This window comes from Cellulomonas sp. CW35 (assembly GCF_052378485.1).
GTDB classification, from domain to species: domain Bacteria; phylum Actinomycetota; class Actinomycetes; order Actinomycetales; family Cellulomonadaceae; genus Cellulomonas; species Cellulomonas uda.
This window is the reverse complement of sequence record NZ_CP199000.1, coordinates 781,792-800,022: the sequence shown is the minus strand read 5'-3', so window position 1 is coordinate 800,022 and position 18,231 is coordinate 781,792. Positions and strand designations below refer to the sequence as shown.

Here is an 18,231-nt window from a genome sequence, read left to right as displayed (position 1 = left end):
CTCAGAGCGTCACCCCGACGAGCACGGGCTCCGGCTCGAGGGTCACGCCGAACGCGGCGCGCACCCCGTCGCGGACCTGCCGCGCGAGCGCGACGACGTCCGCGGCGCCCGCGCCCCCGCGGTTGGTGAGCGCGAGCGTGTGCTTGGTCGACAGCGCCGCCGGGCCGGGCATGCCGAACCCGCGCGCGAACCCGGCGTGCTCGATCAGCCATGCCGCGCTCGTCTTCACCACGCCGTCGCCCGCCGGGTAGCGGGGCGCCTCGGCGGGCAGCCGTGCGGCCGTGGCCTCGTCGAGGAGCGGGTTCGTGAAGAACGAGCCCGCGCTGCGGGTGTCCGCGTCCGCCGCGTCGAGCACCATGCCCTTGCGGCCGCGCAGCTCGAGCACCGCGGCGCGCACGTCGAGCAGCGGCGCACGCTCGCCGACCTCGACGCCGAGCGTGCGCGCGAGCTCGGCGTACGCGATCGGCGCGGAGAGCGTGCCCTGGCGGAGCTGGAACGTCACGTCGAGCACCACGTAGCGCGGCGTCGGGCCCCAGGGCGCGCGCTCGTCGACCGGGTCGCGGGGGTCGCGCCGCGGGTCGTCGGCAGCGAGCAGGGAGCGCTTGAGCAGCGACGTGCGGTAGCCGAACCGCAGGTCGACGAGGGGCAGGGTCCGCACCCGCAGGCGCTCGCGGTCCCACACCCGCACGGTCGCGATGGTCTGCGCGACCTCCTGCCCGTACGCACCGACGTTCTGCACGGGCGTCGCGCCCGTCGAGCCCGGGATCCCCGACAGCGCCTCGATGCCGTACAGGCGGTGCGAGGTCGCCTCGGCGACCACGTCGTCCCAGGGCGTGCCCGCGGGCACCGTGTACGTCACGCCCGCGCACGCCGAGTGGTCGGGCACGTCGATGCCCGTGCGCGTGTCCCGCACGACGAGGCCGTCGAACCCCTCGTCGGACACCAGGAGGTTCGAGCCGCCCCCGAGCACCAGGACGGGCTCGCCCGCCTCGTCGGCGGTGCGGACAGCGTCGATCAGCTCGGCCTCGCTCGTCGTCGCGACGAACCGGGCGACCGGCCCGCCGACGCCGAGGGTCGTCAGGTCAGCGAGACGGGGTGCGGTGCCGACGGTCATGCCTCCAGGCTACGGGCGGGTGCGGGACTCGTCGTCCGCGTCCGTCGTGACGTCGTCGGTGGCGGCACGCAGGGGTGCGGCGGCACCCGCGACGAGGATGCCGAGCGCGACGGGCACGAGGATCACCAGCAGCGCGTGCCGGTAGCCGACGTGCTGCGCGAGCAGGCCGAGCAGCGGCGGCCCGGCGAGGAACGCCGAGTAGCCGATCGTCGACACGACGCTCACGCGCGCGGCGGCACGCAGCGGGTCGTCGGCCGCCGCGCTCATGCCCACCGGGAAGCCGAGCGCGGCACCCGCACCCCACGCGACGATCCCGATGAGCGCGAGCCACATGGTCGGCGCGAGCCCGAACAGGGCCAGGCCGACGAGCGCGAGGACCGCGCACAGCCGCAGCACGAACACGCGCCCGTACCGGTCGAGCAGCGCGGTGCCGAACCAGCGCATGCCCGTCATCGACGCGAGGAACAGGCCCAGCGCGACCGCGCCGAGCGCGTGCGGGGTCTCGAACCCGTCGACCACCGCGAGGCTCACCCAGTCGTTCGCGGAACCCTCGGTGAGCGCGGCCGCCAGGACCACGAGGCCGATGAGCAGCGTGCGCGGCTCCAGCCACGCGGCGAACGCTCGTCGGGCCCGGCCGGACCCGGCCCGCGCGGCCTCGTGGTGCTCGACGACGACCTGCGCCTCGTGGTCCACCAGGAACAGCCGCACCGACCACACCACCGCGACCATCGACAGCGCCAGGACCACGGGAAGGTGCACGACGACCGGCACGTGCAGCCACGCCGCGACCGCGGCGATCCCCGCGGCCGCCACCGTGCCGAGCGAGAAGCCCGCGTGGTAGCGCGGCATGACGGTGCGCCCGAGCCGCTGCTCGACGACCGCGCCCTCGACGTTCATGGCCGCGTCCCACACGCCCGTGCCCACGCCGTAGACCACGAGCCCGACCGCGGCGAGGACCACCGAACCGGCCGCGACGCCCACCGCGGCGAGCGCGAGACCGCTCGCGTTGAGGAGCGCGGAGTACAGGACGGTCCGGCGCGCACCGAGGTGCTCGATGATCGTCCCGGACAGCGGGAGCGCGACGAGCGACCCCACGGACCCGACGAGCAGCAGCAGCCCCATGCGGCCCGCGGACAGCTCGAGGCCGTCGCGCACCGCGGGCAGGCGCGAGGCCCAGCTGGCGAAGTTGAAGCCGGACAGGAAGAACACGGCGAACACCGCGAACGACGCGGCACGCACCGGGTCGCGTCGGAACCCTGCGGTCACTGACCTGTCCTCCACCTCGTCGTGGCTTCGCGTGCTGCTCACGGTACGCGTACCTCCTGGTGCGTCGGGTCGTGCTGGTACAGGTCGTGCGGGTAGGGGTCGTGCGGGTTCGGGTCGTGCGAGTACAGGTCGTGCGGGTACGGGTCGTGCGGGGCGGACGTCGCGGCAGCGACGAGCACGGGTGCGGTGACGTCGTCGGACGGCGCGCGCGGCGCGGGGACGACGAGCGTGCGGGTGGCCGCGTCGTCGTCCGAGGCGCGGGTCGGTGTGTCGTCGTGCGTGGGCGGCGCGACCTGGTGCGCGAGGCACACGCTCGCGACCATCGCGACCGCGATGAGCGCGAGGGCCTGGCGCGCACCGATCGACTCCGCCGCGAGTCCCAGCAGCGGCGGCGCCGCGATCGAGGCGACCGACGAGAACGACGACACGACGGCGACGCGCCCGGCTGCGCGCAGCGGGTCGTCGGAGGCGGCCGCGATGCCGATGGGCACCGCGAGCGCGGCCCCGAACCCCCACAGCACGACGCCGACGGAGGCGAGCGCGAAGGACGGCGCGAACCCGAACAGCAGCAGGCCGACGATCGACACGACCCCGGACGCGCGCAGCACCGCGACTCGGCCGTGCCGGTCGATGAGCCGGGTGCCCGCGAGGCGGACGAGCGTCATCGCGGCGACGTACAGCGCGAGGACGACGCCACCGACGGCCTCGGTGCGGTCGAAGCCGTCGACGACGGCGATGGACAGCCAGTCGTTGGCGGCGCCCTCGGAGAGCGCGGCGGCCATGATGACGACCCCCACGAGGAGCGTGCGGGGCTCGCGCCACGCGTCCAGCGCCGTGCCGAGCCGGCGACGACCGCCGGGCGGGGAAGCCGGCGCGGGGGTGACCGTGCGCGGCTGATCACCCGTGCCGGGGGGGAGGACGACGCTGCGCAGCGAGGCGAGCCGCCACACGACGGCGACCGCGGCGACGGTGGTGAACTGCACCGGCAGCGGGACGCCCTGGCGCGAGGCGAGCGCACCGAGGCCCGAGCCGGCCACCGCGCCGATCGAGAACGCGGCGTGGAACTGCGGGATGACGGTCCGGCCCATCGCGCGCTCGACGCGCGCGGACTCGACGTTGACGGGGACGTTGCCGAGCGCGATCGACATGCCGTTGAGGAACACCCCGACCGACAGCAGCAGCACCGACCCGGCGCCCGGCCCGACGCCCATGAGCACGTACGCGACGGCGAGCAGCACGGTCGAGGCGAGGATCGCGGCCCGGCTCCCCCACCGCTGCACGACGATGCCGGCGAACGTGACCGTGACGAGCGCGCCGACGGAGCCGACGAGCAGCACCCCGCCGAGCGCGGAGGTCGACAGGTCGAGCTCCGCGCGGACGGTGGGCAGGCGGGCGAGCCAGCTCGAGAACACGATCCCGAGCAGCGCGAACAGCCCGAGCAGGTGCAGGCGGGCGCGCGCGACGACGGGAGCGACGGGGGCGGCGCTCGAGGCGGCGGGCCGCGTGGGCGCGCTCAGGGTCACGGTCTGCTCCGGGCGGGGACGGAAGGATGAGGTCGAATCGATTCGAGAGGAGCGCGGGAGCACAGGTCGAATCGATTTGATGGGTGACGGCCATTCTGCGGGTACGCTGGCCGCTGCGTCAAACGAACCGTCAAGGTCACACGAACCGTCCAGGTCACACCCGTCCAGGTCGACCACTCGACGTCCCGCTCGTCACCGAGCCGCCCGCCGGAGGTGCCCGCTGTCGTCCCAGCGCCCGACGCTCGCCGACGTCGCCTCCGCGGCCGGGGTCTCCGTCTCCACCGCCTCGCTCGCCTTCTCCGGCGCGGGCCCCATCGCCTCGACCACGCGTGAGCGCGTGCTGTCCGCGGCCGCCGACCTCGGCTACCTGGGCCCCAACCCCCTCGGCCGCCAGCTGCGCAGCGGACGCTCCGGCATCGTCGGCGTGGTCGTCGGCGACGCGCTGCGCCGCTCGTTCCGCGACCCCGTCTCGATCCAGGTGCTCGACGGCCTCGTCGGCACCCTCGGCGAGATGAGCCTGGGCGTCCTGCTCATCCCCGGCCCCAGCGACCCCGCCGAGGCACCCGTCGACCCGCTCGTGCTGTCCGCCGCGATGGACGTCGCCGTCCTCCTGTGGGGCAGCGGCACCCAGGACCCCGTGCTCGACGCGCTGCGCCGCCGCGGCGTGCCCACCGTCGTCGTCGAGGGCGTCCCCGAGCCCGACGTCGCGACCGTCGGTATCGACGACCGCCGCGGCATGGCGGATGTCGTGCGCCACCTGCAGGACCTCGGGCACGAGCGGTTCGCGTGCGTGACCCTCGCGTTCGACCGGCAGCGCGGCGAGGGGTTCGTCGAGCCCGCCCGGTGGGACGAGGTCGTGTGGCAGGTGACCCGGCGTCGCCTCGACGGCGTGCGGGACGCCGGCGTCACCCCCGAGTCGGTCTACGAGACGCCCGCGTCGCTCGTCGAGCACGGCAAGGCCGCGGGCTTCGCGATCCTGTCCCGCGAGGACCGGCCCACCGCCGTGGTGTGCCAGTCGGACCTGCTGGCCTCGGGCGTCGTGCTCGCGGCGCGCGAGCTGGGGCTCGCAGTGCCCGGCGACGTGTCGGTCGCCGGGTTCGACGGGCTGGACCTGCCCTGGCTCGCGCCCGACGTGCTCACGTCCGTCGTGCAGCCGCTGGCCGAGAAGGGCGTCGTCGTCGGCCGCGCGGTCGCGTCGCTGCTCGCCGGCCAGATGCCCGAGCCCACCGTGCTGCCCGTGGCGCTGCGTCCCGGGACGACGACGGGCCCCGCCCCGCGCTGAGCGCGGAGGGGGCCCGTTCGACGAGGAGCGCTGACCGGCGGGTCAGGACAGGCGGACGACCGCCTGCGCCTTGCCGAGCACCCGCTGCCCGTCGACCGTCACCGTGAGGTCGATGCGCGCGGTGCCCGCGTCCCGGTCGATCGCACCGACGGCCCCGACCACCTCCACGGTCGCGTGCCCGGGGTCCGGCACCGGAACCGGGCGCGTGAACCGCACCTGGTAGTCGACGACCCGTCCGGGGTCCCCCACCCAGTCCACGACCGGACCGACCGCGGCGCCCATGGTCCACATCCCGTGCGCGATCACGCCGGGCAGACCCACCGACGACGCGACACGGTCGTTCCAGTGGATCGGGTTGAAGTCGCCCGACGCCGCCGCGTACCGCACGAGCCGCGCGCGGTCGACGACGACCTCGCTGCGCGCGACCTCCTGGCCGACCTCGAGGTCCTGCAGACGCGGGGACATCAGGACTCCTCGGGACGCACGGCGAGCGTGGACACGACGGTCGCGACGGCCTCGCCGTCCTCCGCCGCGATCTCGGCGCGCGTGGTGATCATCGCCAGACCGGCGCGCTCGACGATCGAGTCGACGTGCAGCACCGTGACCAGCCGGTCGCCCGCGTGCACGGGCCGGTGGTGCGTGAACCGCTCGTCGGCGTGCACGACCCTGCTGAAGTCGATGCCCGCGGCGGGGTCCTCGAACAGCTGGGCCTCGGCGCGCTGTGCGACCACGACCGCGAAGGTCGGGGGCGCGACCACGTCGGGGTACCCCAACGCACGCGCCGCCTCGACGTCCGTGTGGGCCGGGTGCTGCGCACCCACCGCGGCCGCGAACGACCGCAGGTGCTCGCGCCCGACCTCGTAGACCGCGTTCGGCGGGTAGACCCGCCCGGCATACCCGGTGTCGACCGGCATCGCCAGGGTCAGCGGGTCTCGCGGTGCAGCGTGTGGCGGTTGTCGCGCGGGCAGTACTTCTTCATCTCGAGACGGTCGGGGTCGTTCCGACGGTTCTTCTTCGTGATGTAGTTGCGCTCCTTGCACTCCGTGCATGCGAGCGTGATCTTCGGACGGACGTCCGAGCTCTTGCTGGCCATGGTCTTGCCACCTCTCGCGCCACCACGGCGCTTGCGTTCGAACAGCGGGCACCGGCGGCACCCTCGGGGTCAACGGTGGTCGTGTCGCGCCCACGGGCGACTGCGCTCCCGAGCGGCACGCCCCGGGGCCGGCCCGGGCGGCCGTCGATGCACACGCACACAGACCGCCGTCAAGAATAGCGCACGGGACACCGCCGCCAGAACCCGGGGCCGGCCCGCACGCGGCGACGTCCGTCACCCCGGATCACCGGCCGGCCCTGCCCGCACGACTCGCGTCGGCGCTGTGCGTCGGCGCGGTGCGTCGGTGCCGTGCGTCGGCGCGGTGCGTCGGCGCGGTGCGCGGGCGCCGGGTACGCCGAAGGCCCGTCGGCGGACCGGCGGGCCTTCGATGTCTGTAGCGGGAGCGGGACTCGAACCCGCGACCTCACGATTATGAGTCGTGCGCTCTCACCAACTGAGCTACCCCGCCTCGGGTGCGGGCCGGGAGCGCGGACCGAGCCGCGCTCCCGAACACACCACAGAGCCCCGAAAGGGAATCGAACCCTTGACCTTCTCCTTACCATGGAGACGCTCTGCCGACTGAGCTATCGGGGCAGCGCGGAACAGGCTACACGGCCATCCGCCCGGCGCGAAATCCACTCCCAGCCCCCCGCGGCCACCCCACCTCCACCCCCGCTCGACCCCGCTCGACCCCGCTCGACCTCGTCCCCACCCCCACCCCACCTCTCGCCGAGCGCGGACGTCCCGGCTCGGGTGCGCACGCACGACCGCAGCAGTCAGACGCGAACGTCAGCAGTCGAGCGGGGGCCGGTGGGGTGGGTGCGCGCCCGGGGGCGGACGCCTGCGCGATGGAGCGTGTCCGCCATGGGGCCGCCGCGCATCGCGTCCTGCCAGGTCCAGCGGGCCACGGCGCGGACGGGCGCCGGCAGACCGTGCTCGTGCATCCGCGCCCGGCTCAGTGACTCGCCGGGTGACTCGCACGCGCCGTCGGCCAGCCGCGCCAGGGTCCGTGCCGCGAGCGCGCCCCGGCCCGACCCGACCGCCGCGACCTCACGCGCGATCTCGTCCGACGAGGTCATGCCCGCCCGCAGCGCAGCGTCGGCCGCGACGAGACCCGAGGCCAGGCCGCCGACGCGGGCCAGGCCGCCGACGCGGGCCAGGTCGACGACCGTGCGCGCGACGCCCGTCACCCGCAGCCCGCCCGCGCGGTCCTCGCTGCGCGCACCGGCGCGGGTGTGCCGCACCACCCCACGCGCGGAACGCCCGCCCGGGGCGGCGGGCACCGTGAGGTGGACACGCTCGTCGGGCCGGCCGACCGTCGGCAGCCCCCAAACCGCCGCGGCCGACCAGTGCGACACGAGCGGCCGGCCCACGGCCACCGCAGCCGTCGCCTGCACGACGAGGAGATAGCGCTCGTCGTCGCCGAGCGCGTCCCAGTGCTCGCGTCCCACGTACGCGCCGCGACGCACCCGCACGAGCCCCGGGTCCCGCGCCGCGGCCGCGCCACCACCGACCACGAGCCCGCTCGTCGCGCCCACCGCACCCTCCGACCACCCGCCCGCCCGCACCGTCGCCGCACCCTGGCACATGCGCCGCCACCCCGTAGGCGGCCGTCCCCAGCCCACGCCCCCACCCGACCCCAACCCCCGCCCCGCCGACTGCGCACGTTCCACTCCGAGTGCGCACGCCGTGCGTGCGCACTCGCACACGGACGTGCGCACTCGGGCAGAGGGAGGCCGACGCGCGCGTTCCGCCGCGGGTGGGTGCGTGGGTGTCCGGACCCGCGCACCGACGTGCGCAGTCGACGACGGCGTGGCGAGTGCGCACGTCCTGTCTCGAGTGCGTGCGCTCGAGAGGCGCACTCGCGCACGTGCGTGCGCAGTCGGCGGAGGGGTCGGGAAGGAGACGGGGACGGGGACCGGCCCGGTCGTGGCGGGCGGGGCGCGCAGACGGGGCGGGGCGCGGGGGCCGGCGGGGCGCGGAGGCCGGCGGCGCGGGGGGAATGGCGAAGGGGCGTCCCGTGGGACGCCCCTTCGGCTGGTGGCGGGTGAGGGATTCGAACCCCCGTAGGCGTTGCCAGCTGATTTACAGTCAGCCCCCTTTGGCCACTCGGGTAACCCGCCAGGGTGCGTGCCGACGATCGTCGGACCGTTCCCGCGGCCCGCCCCGAGGGGACGGCCGTGGTCGCAGTCGTCGCTCGCGCGGCGTGCCGTGGAAGGATAGCAACACCCGGGCCCCACCGAGAAAACGGCGGCCCGCAGGAGGACGAGCGACGGCCGGCAAGCGGCGGTCGCGACAGCACGGGAGGGCTATCCATGGCGAGCGAGTCGTCGTTCGACGTCGTCAGCAAGGTCGACCGGCAGGAGGTCGACAACGCGCTCAACCAGGCGGCGAAGGAGATCGCCCAGCGGTACGACTTCAAGGGCGTCGGGGCGTCGATCGCGTGGTCCGGCGAGTCGGTCCTCATGATCGCGAACTCCCCCGACCGCGTGCTGGCGATCCTCGACGTGTTCGAGTCGAAGCTCATCAAGCGCGGGATCTCGCTCAAGGCGCTCGACCTGGGCGACAAGGAGCCGAAGCCGTCGGGCAAGGAGTACCGCCTGGCCGCCGGGATCAAGGAGGGCCTGTCGTCGGAGGTCGCCAAGAAGCTCGCGAAGATCGTGCGCGACGAGGGCCCCAAGGGCGTCAAGACGCAGATCCAGGGCGACGAGCTGCGCGTCTCGGCCAAGAGCCGCGACGACCTGCAGGCCGTGATCGCGCTGCTCAAGGGCTCCGACGTCGACGCGGCCCTGCAGTTCACCAACTACCGCTGACGCGGACGAGCGCCGCACAGCCGCGCCCTCAGGGGCGACGGTGTGCGGCGCTCGTGCGTCCGAGGGCCGGGCTCAGTAGCGCGTGAGCCCGCCCTGCGCACCGGCCTGCGCCTCGAGCCGGGCGATGCGCTCCGCCATGGGTGGGTGCGTGGCGAACAGCCGCGCGACGCCGGCGCCCTTGAACGGGTTGGCGATCATGAGGTGGGAGACGTTCTCGAGCCGCTGGTCCTGCGGGAGCGGGCGGGCCGCGGTGCCGGCCTCGAGCTTGCGCAGCGCGGACGCGAGCGCGAGCGGGTCACCGGTGAGCGACGCGCCGTCCTCGTCGGCGTCGTACTCCCGCGTGCGGCTGATCGCCATCTGGATCATCATCGCGGCGAGCGGCGCGAGGAACACCATGAGCAGCCCGGCGATCGGGTTGGCGCCCTCGCGCCGGTCCCCGCCCCCGAAGAACATGGCGAACTGCGCGACCGACGTGATGACCCCCGCGACGGCGGCCGCGACGGACGACGTGAGGATGTCGCGGTTGTAGACGTGCTGGAGCTCGTGCCCGAGCACGCCGCGCAGCTCACGCTCGTCGAGGATCTGCAGGATCCCGGACGTACAGCACACCGCCGCGTTGCGCGGGTTGCGGCCGGTCGCGAACGCGTTGGGCGCCATGGTCGGCGAGACGTACAGGCGCGGCATGGGCTGGCCCGCGCGCGTCGAGAGCTCGCGCACGATGCGGTACATCGCGGGCTGCTCGACCTCGGTCACGGGGACCGCCTGCATGGTGCGGATCGCGATCTTGTCGGAGTTCCAGTAGCTCACCGCCGTCATCACGACGCCGATCGCCGCGAACAGCAGCACGAACTTCGGCGTGCCGCGTCCCAGGATCCAGCCCAACCCCAGCAGCACCGCCCACATGACGCCGAACAGGGCCGCCGTCTTGAGGCCGTTGAAGTGGTGCCGAGTCCCCATGCTTTCCCTCCGCTGGTCGTCGCACCTGGAAGAACGCATCAGGATCCTGTCGCGTTCCCCGGTGCGGCGCCCGCGGACGACGAGCGGCGCGGGCCGCTCGGTGGTGCGGAGGGGTCAGCCCTTCGCCGTGCGACCGAGCGAGATGTCGACCATCTCCTCGCGCGGGACGACCTTGACGCGCTCACGCCCGTGGGGCTCGCCGAGCGAACGCTCGTACGCGTCGAGCAGCTGCCACCCGGACCACTCGATGACGTCGACGCCGCGCGCGGCGAGGAACTCGGTGACCGCGGCGGGGTCCCGCTCCGCGGCGGTGTAGAACGCCTCGCCACCGGCCTCGACGTCCTCGGTCAGGTGGCGGATCGTCTCCGACGCGTCGGACTTGGTGTGGCCGATGAGGCCGACCGGTCCCCGCTTGATCCAGCCGGTCGCGTACACGCCGCGCAGGTGCTCGCCGTCGACGTCCACGACGCGGCCCTCGCGGTTCGGGATGACGCCCGCGACGTCGTCGAACGGGATGTCGACGAGCGGCGAGCCGAAGTACCCGACCGCGCGGTAGACCGCCTCGACCGGCCAGTCGTGCAGCACGCCCGTGCCGGTGACGTTGCCGTCGCCGTTGAGCGCCGTGCGCTCGGTCCGCAGCGCGACGACCTTGCCGTCCTCGCCGAGCACCTCGACCGGCTTGTGCAGGAAGTGCAGGTGGATGCGGCGCGACGCGGTGAGCTCCTCGGGCTCCTTGAGCGTCCAGTCCGTGAGGGTCTTGACGACCTGCTTGGTCTGGTTCGAGGAGTGGATCGCAGCCATCGAGCCCTCGTCGAACTCGAAGTCCTCGGGGTAGACGACGACGTCGACGTCCGGGACGTGGCCGAGCTCGCGCAGCTCGAGCGGGGAGAACTTCACCTGCGCGGGCCCGCGGCGTGCGAACACGTGCACGTCGCTGATCGGGTTCGTCTTGAGGATGTCGTAGACGTTGCCCGGGACCTCGGTGGGCAGCAGGTCGTCCGCGTGCTTGGCGAGGATGCGCGCGACGTCGAGCGCGACGTTGCCCGCGCCGATGACGGCGACGGTCCGGTGCTCGAGCGGCCACGTGCGCGGCACGTCCGGGTGCCCGTCGTACCAGGACACGAAGTCGGCGGCGCCGTAGGAGTTCTCCAGCTCGATGCCCGGGATCGGCAGCGCGGCGTCGCGGATCGACCCGGTGGAGAAGATCACCGCGTCGTAGAACTGGCGCAGGTCGTCGAGCTTGAGGTCCGTGCCGTAGTCCACGTTCGCGAGCAGGCGGATGTCGCCGCGCTCGAGCACCTTGTGCAGCGCGACGATGATCTGCTTGATCCGCGGGTGGTCGGGGGCCACGCCGTAACGCACGAGGCCGAACGGCGCCGGGAGGCGCTCGAACAGGTCGATGCTGACGTCGAGGTCGGTCTTGGACAGGATGTCCGAGGCGTAGATGCCGGCGGGGCCGGCGCCGACGACGGCGACGCGCAGGGTCGGGGTGCTCACGGGCGGACCTTCCGATCGGGGGACCAGACGCCCCGCTTGTCCTCGTGGAACCAGCCCTCGGACGGCCTTCCGAGGTGCGCCCGGGACGGCCCTCAGGTGCGGTCACGGCAGGCAGGGCGGGTTGCTGCGCGCCATCTTAGGCCGACCTCAGCCACCTGCTGGACACCCGCGCCAGCATGCGGACAATCGCCCACGATGCGGGCCGCGCCCCTCCGGACGCGGCGACGGGGTGGTGCGGGCACCTCCACGCGCCCCACCACCCCGCCCGCGGTCCGCGCACTCCGGTCCGGGGCGCGCGGCCGTCACTCAGCGCCGGGTCACCAGCGCCAGCTCTCGGTCAGCGTGAGCGTCCCGCCGGACGGCACCGTCACGCTGCGGTTCGCCCCGCTCTCCCAGGTCACCGCGCCGTTCGCCTCCTTGCGCAGGTACTTGTACGCCACGGTGCTGCCCGGCGTGAGCGCCACGGACGCACGCCACACGGGGTACGACGCCGACGACAGGGGCACCGCCTTCGCCGGGTCCCAGCCGCCGAGAGCGGCGACGTCACCCACGACGAAGATGTTCTGCCCCCAGGTCGTCGTCGCGTTCACGCCGAACGACACGGCCGCGCTCGTCGGCGCCGTGGGTGAGGGTGTCGCGGTGGCGGTGGGTCCGGTGCCGGGACGGGCCCCGACGTGCAGCGCCACGGCTCCGTTCGCGGGCACGGTGAACGTCGCGGCGCCCGAGGACGCGACGGTCACGCTCGTCCCCGAGCACGTGGGACCCGCGCCGCCGGAGATCACGTCGCAGTAGGTGCCCGCCGGCAGGCTCGTCGTGAACGTGCGGGTCAACGGGGCGCCCGAGCGGTTGATGGCGACGTAGCCCTTGTCGCCGCGGCCGAACGCGATCTGGTCGTAGCCGTTGTCCCACCACCCGACGACGCCCGCGGTGCCGACCGCGTTCCGGAAGCCCACCATGTGCGCGGTCTCGTTCCACCGGTGCGCGCACGTGAACGTGCCCTGCCCGCACACCGCGTCCAGCACCTCGCCCGAGCCGGTCTGCGGCGCACCGGCGTCGTTGTTCGAGAACGCGTAGCCCGAGTACACGGTGGGCCAGCCGTACGGGTACGCGAGCATGAACACGTTCGCGAGCCGGTACGACGAGCCGTTCTTGTAGCTGAGCGTCTCGCCGTTGCGCTCGGTGTCGTGGTTGTCGACGAACACGCCGGCCTTCCCCGACGGCAGGAGCCACGACGCGCTGGTCAGACCCTGCAGGGACGTGAGGCTGCCGCCGGCGAACGCGCTCTTGAGGTGCCGCGCGTAGGTGAACTCGTGCGAGTCGCCGATGCCCAGGTACTCGCTCGGCTGGACGGGCTCGCCGGCCGCGCCGATGACCTCTTGCACGATGTAGACGCTCTGGTCGGAGAGCAACGACTTGATCGCGGCGAGGTCGGCCGCGGCGATGTGCTTGGCGGCGTCGACGCGGAACCCGCGCACGCCGAGCGAGATGAGGTCGTTCAGGTAGTCCGCGATCTCCTGGCGCACGTACGACGAGCCGGTGTCGAGGTCCTGCAGCCCGACGAGCCGGCAGTTCTGCACCTGGTACCGGTCGGTGTAGCTCGAGATGTTCGACCGGCACGCGTGGAAGTCCTGCGGCCCGTAGCCGCCGGCGGGGCCGGGGTAGCGCTCCTCGGTGAACGACGTCCCGGCCCAGCCGGTGCCGCTCGTCTGCCCCGTCATGTGGTTGACGACGACGTCCGCGACGACCTGCACGCCCGCGGCCCGGCAGGTGTCGACCATGGCCCGGTACTCGGCGCGCGTGCCGAGCTTGGACTCGATCCGGTAGCTCACGGGCTGGTAGGAGGTCCACCACTGCCCGCCGAGCACCGGGTGCTCGTTGGGCGGGGAGGTCTGCACCCAGGCGTAGCCGTCGGGACCGAGGTGGGTGGTGCACTCGTCGGCGATCGCGTCCCAGGTCCACTGGAACAGGTTGACGCCGACGTTGCGCGTGCCGGGCGGCGCGGCGCTCGCGGGCGAGGCGCCCAGCGACGACGCGGCGACGAGCGTGCCCCCGAGTGCGAGCGCGGCGCCGACGAGGGCGGCGAGCGCGCGACGCGCGAGGGGGCGGGTTCGTGTGGTGGTACGCACGGCAGCTCCTCCTGCTCGGGCCGGCGTCGTCGCCGGCCGGATCGGGTCACCGCGCCGTCGCGGCGACCGTGCGCCGGCCGTGGCCGGCTCGGGGCGCCACGTCCGCGGACGGACGAGGAGGAGGTGACCGGACGACGAACGTCCGGGGCGCGCCCCGCACTCAGCACCACCCTGCAACGAGGTCGCAAGGATGGTGAAACTTGCTGCAAGCGGACAGTAGAGGCAGCGCGGAGCCCCGTCAACCGGACGCCCGGGTGTCGCGCGCAGCCCGGCGGCGCGCGTCGTCCTAGGGTCACGCCATGCGCGCGGACCCCTCCCCCGGCCCCGCCCGCCCGCAGGCACCGGCCGGCGGACCCGCGGACCGGCGCGGCCTCGCGAGCGGCGTCGCCGCGTACGCGCTGTGGGGCCTGCTGCCCCTGTACTTCACCGTGCTCGCACCGGCGGGACCCGACGAGATCGTCGCGCACCGCGCGCTGTGGTCCCTGCTCGTGTGCGCCGCGCTGCTCACCGCGACCCGCACGTGGCGCGCGTTCGTCGTCGTGCTGCGCGACCGGCGCACGCTCGGCCTGCTCACGCTCGCCGCGGTCCTGCTCGCCACGAACTGGCTCGTGTTCGTCCTCGCCGTCGCGACCGACCGCGTCGTCGACGCCTCCCTCGGCTACTTCGTCAACCCGCTGGTCACCGTCGCCCTCGCCGTCACCGTCCTGCACGAGCGCCTGCGGACCGTGCAGTGGGTCGCGCTCGGCTGCGGCGCCGCAGCCGTCGCCGTGCTCACGCTCGCCTACGGGCGCGTCCCGTGGATCGCCCTCACGCTCGCCGTCTCGTTCGGGCTCTACGGGCTCATCAAGAGCCGGGTCGGCAGGCACGTCGCCGCGGTCCCCGGGTTCGCGGCCGAGACGCTCGTGCTCGCGCCCCTCGCGGCGGGGTGGCTGCTCTGGCTGCACGTCCAGGGCGCCGGCACGTTCGTCGGGAACGGCATCGGGCACGCCGCGCTGCTCGCGCTCTCCGGCGTCGCGACGACCGTCCCCCTCGTGCTGTTCAACAGCGCCGCCGCCCGGCTGCCGCTGTCCGTCGTGGGGCTGCTGCAGTACCTCACCCCCCTGCTGCACCTGGTCATCGGGGTCGTCGTCCTGCACGAGCCCATGCCACCCGCACGGTGGTGGGGGTTCGCGCTCGTGTGGCTCGCGCTCGTCGTGCTCACCGTCGACGCCGTGCGCACGTCACGCGCCGCGACGCTCGCCCGCCGCACGGGACCGCGCGTCAGCGCGGCAGGACCGCCGGGGCGTCGACCACCACGACCGTGACGTTGTCCGCCGCACCCGCCGCCACCGCGGTCGCGACCAGCCGGTCCGCCGCCGCCTGAGGATCCGCCTCCGCCTTGAGGTCCGCCTCGATGCGCTGGTCCGGCAGGGCGTCCGTCAGGCCGTCCGAGCACACCAGCATCCGGTCCCCGGGGCTCACCGCGAGCACGTCCACGTCCGGCTCCACGCTCGGCGCACCGCCGCCCAGGGCCCGCGTCACGACGTGCCGCCACGGGTGGTGCGCGGCCTCGTCCGGCCGCACCACCCCGTCCGCGACGAGCTCGGCGACCTCCGAGTGGTCGCGTGTGACCTGCTCGAGCACCGCACCGGCCATCCGGTACGTGCGCGAGTCGCCGACGTTCAGCACGACCCAGCAGACCGTCGCCTCGTGGACCGTCAGCGCGACGCCCGTCGCCGTCGTCCCCGGGCGCCGCGTGCCCTCGCTCGCGAGCGCACGCACCCGCTCGTGCGCCTCGACCAGGGCCGCGCGCACCTCGTCGGGACCCGGCGCCCGCCCGACGAGCGCACGGAGCACCTCGACCGCGGTCGCGCTCGCGACCTCACCCGCGTCGTGCCCGCCCATGCCGTCCGCGACGACGAACACGTCGGTGTCCGCGAGCAGCGCGTCCTCGTTGTGCGACCGGCCGCCCTGCGACGTCGCCGCCCCCCAGCGCACCGCGAACGGCAGCGCGCTCATCGCGACCTCCGCGGGCCGACGAGCCGCCACGCCAACGCCACGAGCGTGACGACCGTCGTCGCCGCCAGCACCCACCACACGGCCGTCGCACGCACCGGCTCGAGCGGGTCGACGCTCGCCGGCACGGCGACCGGCGTCACCGCGGCGACCGGCGGCCCGTCCGTGCTCGTCGGGTTCGGCGGACCGACCGCGGTGCCGTCGTCCACGTGCTGCAACGCCTGGTCGGGACGCACCACGCCCCACCCCGTCTCGCGCGTGCGCTCGTGCGCGACCGCCCGCGCCGCCGTGACCTCGAGCCGGTACGCCCACTGCGCCGGGGTCTCGTCGGGGAACCGCTGCGCGACGAGCGCCGCAGCCGCCGACACGTACGCCGTGGACCAGCTCGGCGCCGGGGCGTCGACCGCGAACCAGCAGTCCCCCGCGCCCCGGTACACCCCGAGCACGTCCTGGCCCGGTGCGGCGACGTCGACGTGGTCGCCGTGGATCGAGGCGTCCGTCGCGTTCAGGTCACGGTCCACCGCGGCGACCGCGAGCACGTCGGGGTAGGCCGCGGGGAACCGGGGGCCGTCCGCGTCGTCGTCCGCCGTGTTGCGGTTGCCCGCGCTCGCGACGACGAGCGACCCGTTGCTCGTCGCGTGCTCCACCGCGGCGCGCAGCGCGGGGTCGTCGGCGTCGCTCGACATCGACACGTTGACCACCTGCGCGCCGTGGTCGACCGCCCAGCGGATGCCCTCGGCGATCCGGCCCGGGTCCGGGTCGGTGCCGTCCCGCTCGGCCTGCGAGTCCTCGCCGTAGTAGACCCGCACCGGCAGGATGCGGGCGTCCGGCGCCAGACCCCGCACGCCCGAGCCGTCCACCGGGCGCGCCGCGATGATGCCCGCGACCGTCGTCCCGTGCCCCCACGTGTCCTTGCGGCCCGCGTCGGCCGTGCCGGGCCGGACCACGTCGGTCCCCGCGAGCACCGCACCCGCCAGGTGGGGGTTGCTGTCGTCGACACCCGAGTCCACGACCGCGACCGTCACGCCGTCGCCCGTCGCGAGCTGCCCCGCACGCTGCGCCCCGAGCTGCGCGAGCGCCGGCGGCTCCTCGTCGAGGTACCGCGGCGCCTCGCCGCCGCAGCCCTGCTCCGGCGCCGCGTTGGCCACGGGCGCTGCGACGACGAGCGCACCCGAGAGCAGCCCGGCGCCCGCGCAGCCGAGCAGCACCGCCGCGACGCCCCGTCGCGCCCGTCGCGGAGCGTGCGGGGCTCGCGTCACGACGTCACCGGCGTGCGCGCCGCGTCGACCGTGAGGTCCGGGCCCGTCTCGAACAGGTCGACCCAGGCGGGCGGCACGACCGTGACGTCCTGCGCGGAGTAGCCCAGCCGCGTGAGCACGTCGTCGTCACCCGCGTCCACGGACGACAGCCCGAACCGGCGGCCGGTCTCGTCGATCAGCGCGTGCACGCCCTTGCCGCCACCCGTCCGCGACAGGACCAGCGCGCCGCCACCCGGGGCCACGTGCACGCCGGGGCGCAGCTCCTGCGTCGTCGAGACGAGCTCGACCCCGCCCTCGTCCCCGGGCGACAGGACGACGCACGGCGCGGCGTCCGACGCGATCGCGCCGACCTGCTGCTCCGGCCAGTCCGCGGGGGCCAGCGCCGTGGTCGTCTGCGCCGCACCCACGTCCGCGAGCGTGAGCGTCACCGCCTCCGTGCGGGACTGGTAGAGGCCCACCGCGAACGGCGTCAGCGGCGCGACCTGGCCCTCGTCGTCGACGACGTACCAGCGGTCCGCGGTGCCCGTGCCCGCGACCCGCACGAGCGTGCCGACCGTCAGGTCCCCGAGCGGCGAGCCGGCGGGCAGCGGGTCGCCCGCGCCATCCACGGTCAGCAGGCGCAGGTCGGAGCCCTCGGGCACGAGGTTGAGCCACGACGCGGGCACGTCCACCGGTGCCACGGTGTCGAGCCCGACCGCCCGCAGCACCGCGGACTCGTCGGCCGGGACGCGGTGCCGCAGGCCTCCCGCCACGACGAACGTCTCCCCCGCCGACCGCGCGACGAGCGCGCCGCCCGCCTCGGTGGGCAGCTCGACGCCGACCGACGCGGACAGCGCGTCACCCGCGACGCACGCGGTCCACCCGTCCGCGACCAGCGACGACGCCGCGGGGGGCGTGTCGGGCGCCCCGACGATGCCGATCGTCTCGCCGCGCTGCGTGTCCGCGATGACGTCGGGCGCGAGCTCGACCACCTTGAACTGGCCCGACTCCACCGCGAGGCGCGCGCTCGTCGTGTTGACCACGGGGTGCAGCACGCCCGCGAGCGACACGTACCGCGTCCCCTCGCCCTTGACGACGACGAGCCGGTTGGCCTCCCAGCCCGCCGGGTCGCTGCGGATCGCGCCCCACGCCAGCGAGCCGATGACCACGAGGACCGCGAGCGAGACGCCCGCGACGACGCCGCGCATGGGTTTGGTCGGCTCGAGCTCCTGGCCGCCCGGCGCGCCGCTGACGAACGCGGTCAGCAGCCGACGACGGCTGAAGGACTGCGCCTCGACGAGGTCCCGCTTGGCTGCCACGCCCGCTC

The 18,231-nt window shown here is 74.6% G+C and carries 16 protein-coding genes and 3 tRNA genes; 3 read left to right on the top strand and 16 right to left on the bottom strand.

The features are described 5' to 3' along the window. Position 1: 1 nt before the first annotated feature. From ACT17Q_RS03790 to ACT17Q_RS03780, 3 genes are read right to left on the bottom strand one after another with little or no spacing between them, the layout of a single operon-like run. Positions 2-1,114, bottom strand: a complete 1,113-nt coding sequence (locus ACT17Q_RS03790; RefSeq protein ID WP_444664835.1) for a UDP-N-acetylmuramate dehydrogenase — start codon at positions 1,112-1,114, stop codon at positions 2-4. A gap of 9 nt (positions 1,115-1,123) precedes the next feature. Then, positions 1,124-2,395: an MFS transporter gene (locus ACT17Q_RS03785; protein ID WP_094182301.1), complete on the bottom strand. Its 1,272-nt coding sequence runs from the start codon at positions 2,393-2,395 to the stop codon at positions 1,124-1,126. A 23-nt stretch (positions 2,396-2,418) separates the two neighbouring features. Beyond that, positions 2,419-3,903, bottom strand: coding sequence for an MFS transporter (locus tag ACT17Q_RS03780; RefSeq protein WP_444664833.1), 1,485 nt, complete (start codon positions 3,901-3,903; stop codon positions 2,419-2,421). A 220-nt stretch (positions 3,904-4,123) separates the two neighbouring features. On the opposite strand from ACT17Q_RS03780, the gene ACT17Q_RS03775 reads away from it, so the two are divergent. After that, positions 4,124-5,185, top strand: a complete 1,062-nt coding sequence (locus tag ACT17Q_RS03775; RefSeq protein ID WP_232514775.1) for a LacI family DNA-binding transcriptional regulator — start codon at positions 4,124-4,126, stop codon at positions 5,183-5,185. 42 nt (positions 5,186-5,227) lie between these two features. On the opposite strand, the gene ACT17Q_RS03770 is transcribed toward ACT17Q_RS03775, so the two are convergent. The 7 genes from ACT17Q_RS03770 to ACT17Q_RS03740 all read right to left on the bottom strand — a co-directional run bounded on the left by ACT17Q_RS03770 (position 5,228) and on the right by ACT17Q_RS03740 (position 8,401). Then, positions 5,228-5,650: a MaoC family dehydratase gene (locus ACT17Q_RS03770; RefSeq protein ID WP_141321494.1), complete on the bottom strand. Its 423-nt coding sequence runs from the start codon at positions 5,648-5,650 to the stop codon at positions 5,228-5,230. Continuing rightward, positions 5,650-6,099 (bottom strand): FAS1-like dehydratase domain-containing protein, encoded by a 450-nt coding sequence (locus tag ACT17Q_RS03765; protein ID WP_094180783.1) that lies wholly within the window; start codon positions 6,097-6,099, stop codon positions 5,650-5,652. Before ACT17Q_RS03765 ends, ACT17Q_RS03770 begins: the two co-directional genes overlap by 1 nt. Positions 6,100-6,107: 8 nt before the next feature. Then, positions 6,108-6,278, bottom strand: coding sequence for a 50S ribosomal protein L33 (rpmG, locus tag ACT17Q_RS03760; protein ID WP_094180784.1), 171 nt, complete (start codon positions 6,276-6,278; stop codon positions 6,108-6,110). Between the two features lie 395 nt (positions 6,279-6,673). Further along, a tRNA-Met gene (locus ACT17Q_RS03755) sits at positions 6,674-6,747 on the bottom strand. Positions 6,748-6,799: 52 nt separating this feature from the next. After that, a tRNA-Thr gene (locus ACT17Q_RS03750) sits at positions 6,800-6,872 on the bottom strand. 182 nt (positions 6,873-7,054) lie between these two features. After that, entirely contained in the window at positions 7,055-7,867 is an 813-nt protein-coding gene (locus ACT17Q_RS03745) for a hypothetical protein (protein ID WP_444664830.1), read from the bottom strand. A gap of 449 nt (positions 7,868-8,316) precedes the next feature. Further along, positions 8,317-8,401: transfer RNA gene (locus ACT17Q_RS03740), tRNA-Tyr, on the bottom strand. A 192-nt stretch (positions 8,402-8,593) separates the two neighbouring features. Between ACT17Q_RS03740 and ACT17Q_RS03735 the strand changes: the two genes are divergently transcribed. Next, positions 8,594-9,091, top strand: coding sequence for a YajQ family cyclic di-GMP-binding protein (locus tag ACT17Q_RS03735; protein ID WP_141322419.1), 498 nt, complete (start codon positions 8,594-8,596; stop codon positions 9,089-9,091). 72 nt (positions 9,092-9,163) lie between these two features. On the opposite strand, the gene htpX is transcribed toward ACT17Q_RS03735, so the two are convergent. The 3 genes from htpX to ACT17Q_RS03720 all read right to left on the bottom strand — a co-directional run bounded on the left by htpX (position 9,164) and on the right by ACT17Q_RS03720 (position 13,671). Beyond that, positions 9,164-10,048: a zinc metalloprotease HtpX gene (htpX, locus tag ACT17Q_RS03730; RefSeq protein ID WP_094180787.1), complete on the bottom strand. Its 885-nt coding sequence runs from the start codon at positions 10,046-10,048 to the stop codon at positions 9,164-9,166. Between the two features lie 114 nt (positions 10,049-10,162). Next, positions 10,163-11,545: an FAD-dependent oxidoreductase gene (locus tag ACT17Q_RS03725; protein ID WP_444664827.1), complete on the bottom strand. Its 1,383-nt coding sequence runs from the start codon at positions 11,543-11,545 to the stop codon at positions 10,163-10,165. Positions 11,546-11,862: 317 nt separating this feature from the next. Further along, entirely contained in the window at positions 11,863-13,671 is a 1,809-nt protein-coding gene (locus tag ACT17Q_RS03720; protein ID WP_444664825.1) for a carbohydrate-binding module family 20 domain-containing protein, read from the bottom strand. A 299-nt stretch (positions 13,672-13,970) separates the two neighbouring features. Here ACT17Q_RS03720 and rarD point away from each other — a divergent pair, with 299 nt between their 5' ends. After that, a complete protein-coding gene (rarD, locus tag ACT17Q_RS03715; RefSeq protein ID WP_268533937.1) occupies positions 13,971-14,975 on the top strand; it encodes an EamA family transporter RarD in 1,005 nt (334 codons plus the stop codon). Here the strand turns inward: rarD and ACT17Q_RS03710 are convergent. Genes ACT17Q_RS03710 through eccB form a run of 3 tightly spaced genes read right to left on the bottom strand, consistent with a single transcriptional unit; the run spans position 14,932 to position 18,223 of the window. Next, complete coding sequence (locus ACT17Q_RS03710; protein ID WP_444664823.1) at positions 14,932-15,669, bottom strand: PP2C family protein-serine/threonine phosphatase; 738 nt, start codon at positions 15,667-15,669, stop codon at positions 14,932-14,934. The two genes, rarD and ACT17Q_RS03710, sit on opposite strands and share 44 nt — an antisense overlap. Then, on the bottom strand, positions 15,666-16,925 hold the full coding sequence (locus tag ACT17Q_RS03705; RefSeq protein WP_444664821.1) for a S8 family serine peptidase: 1,260 nt from the start codon (positions 16,923-16,925) through the stop codon (positions 15,666-15,668). Before ACT17Q_RS03705 ends, ACT17Q_RS03710 begins: the two co-directional genes overlap by 4 nt. Then, the gene (gene eccB, locus ACT17Q_RS03700; protein ID WP_141322429.1) at positions 16,922-18,223 is read right to left on the bottom strand and encodes a type VII secretion protein EccB; all 1,302 of its coding nucleotides are present in this window, start codon (positions 18,221-18,223) and stop codon (positions 16,922-16,924) included. Before eccB ends, ACT17Q_RS03705 begins: the two co-directional genes overlap by 4 nt. Positions 18,224-18,231: the final 8 nt, after the last annotated feature.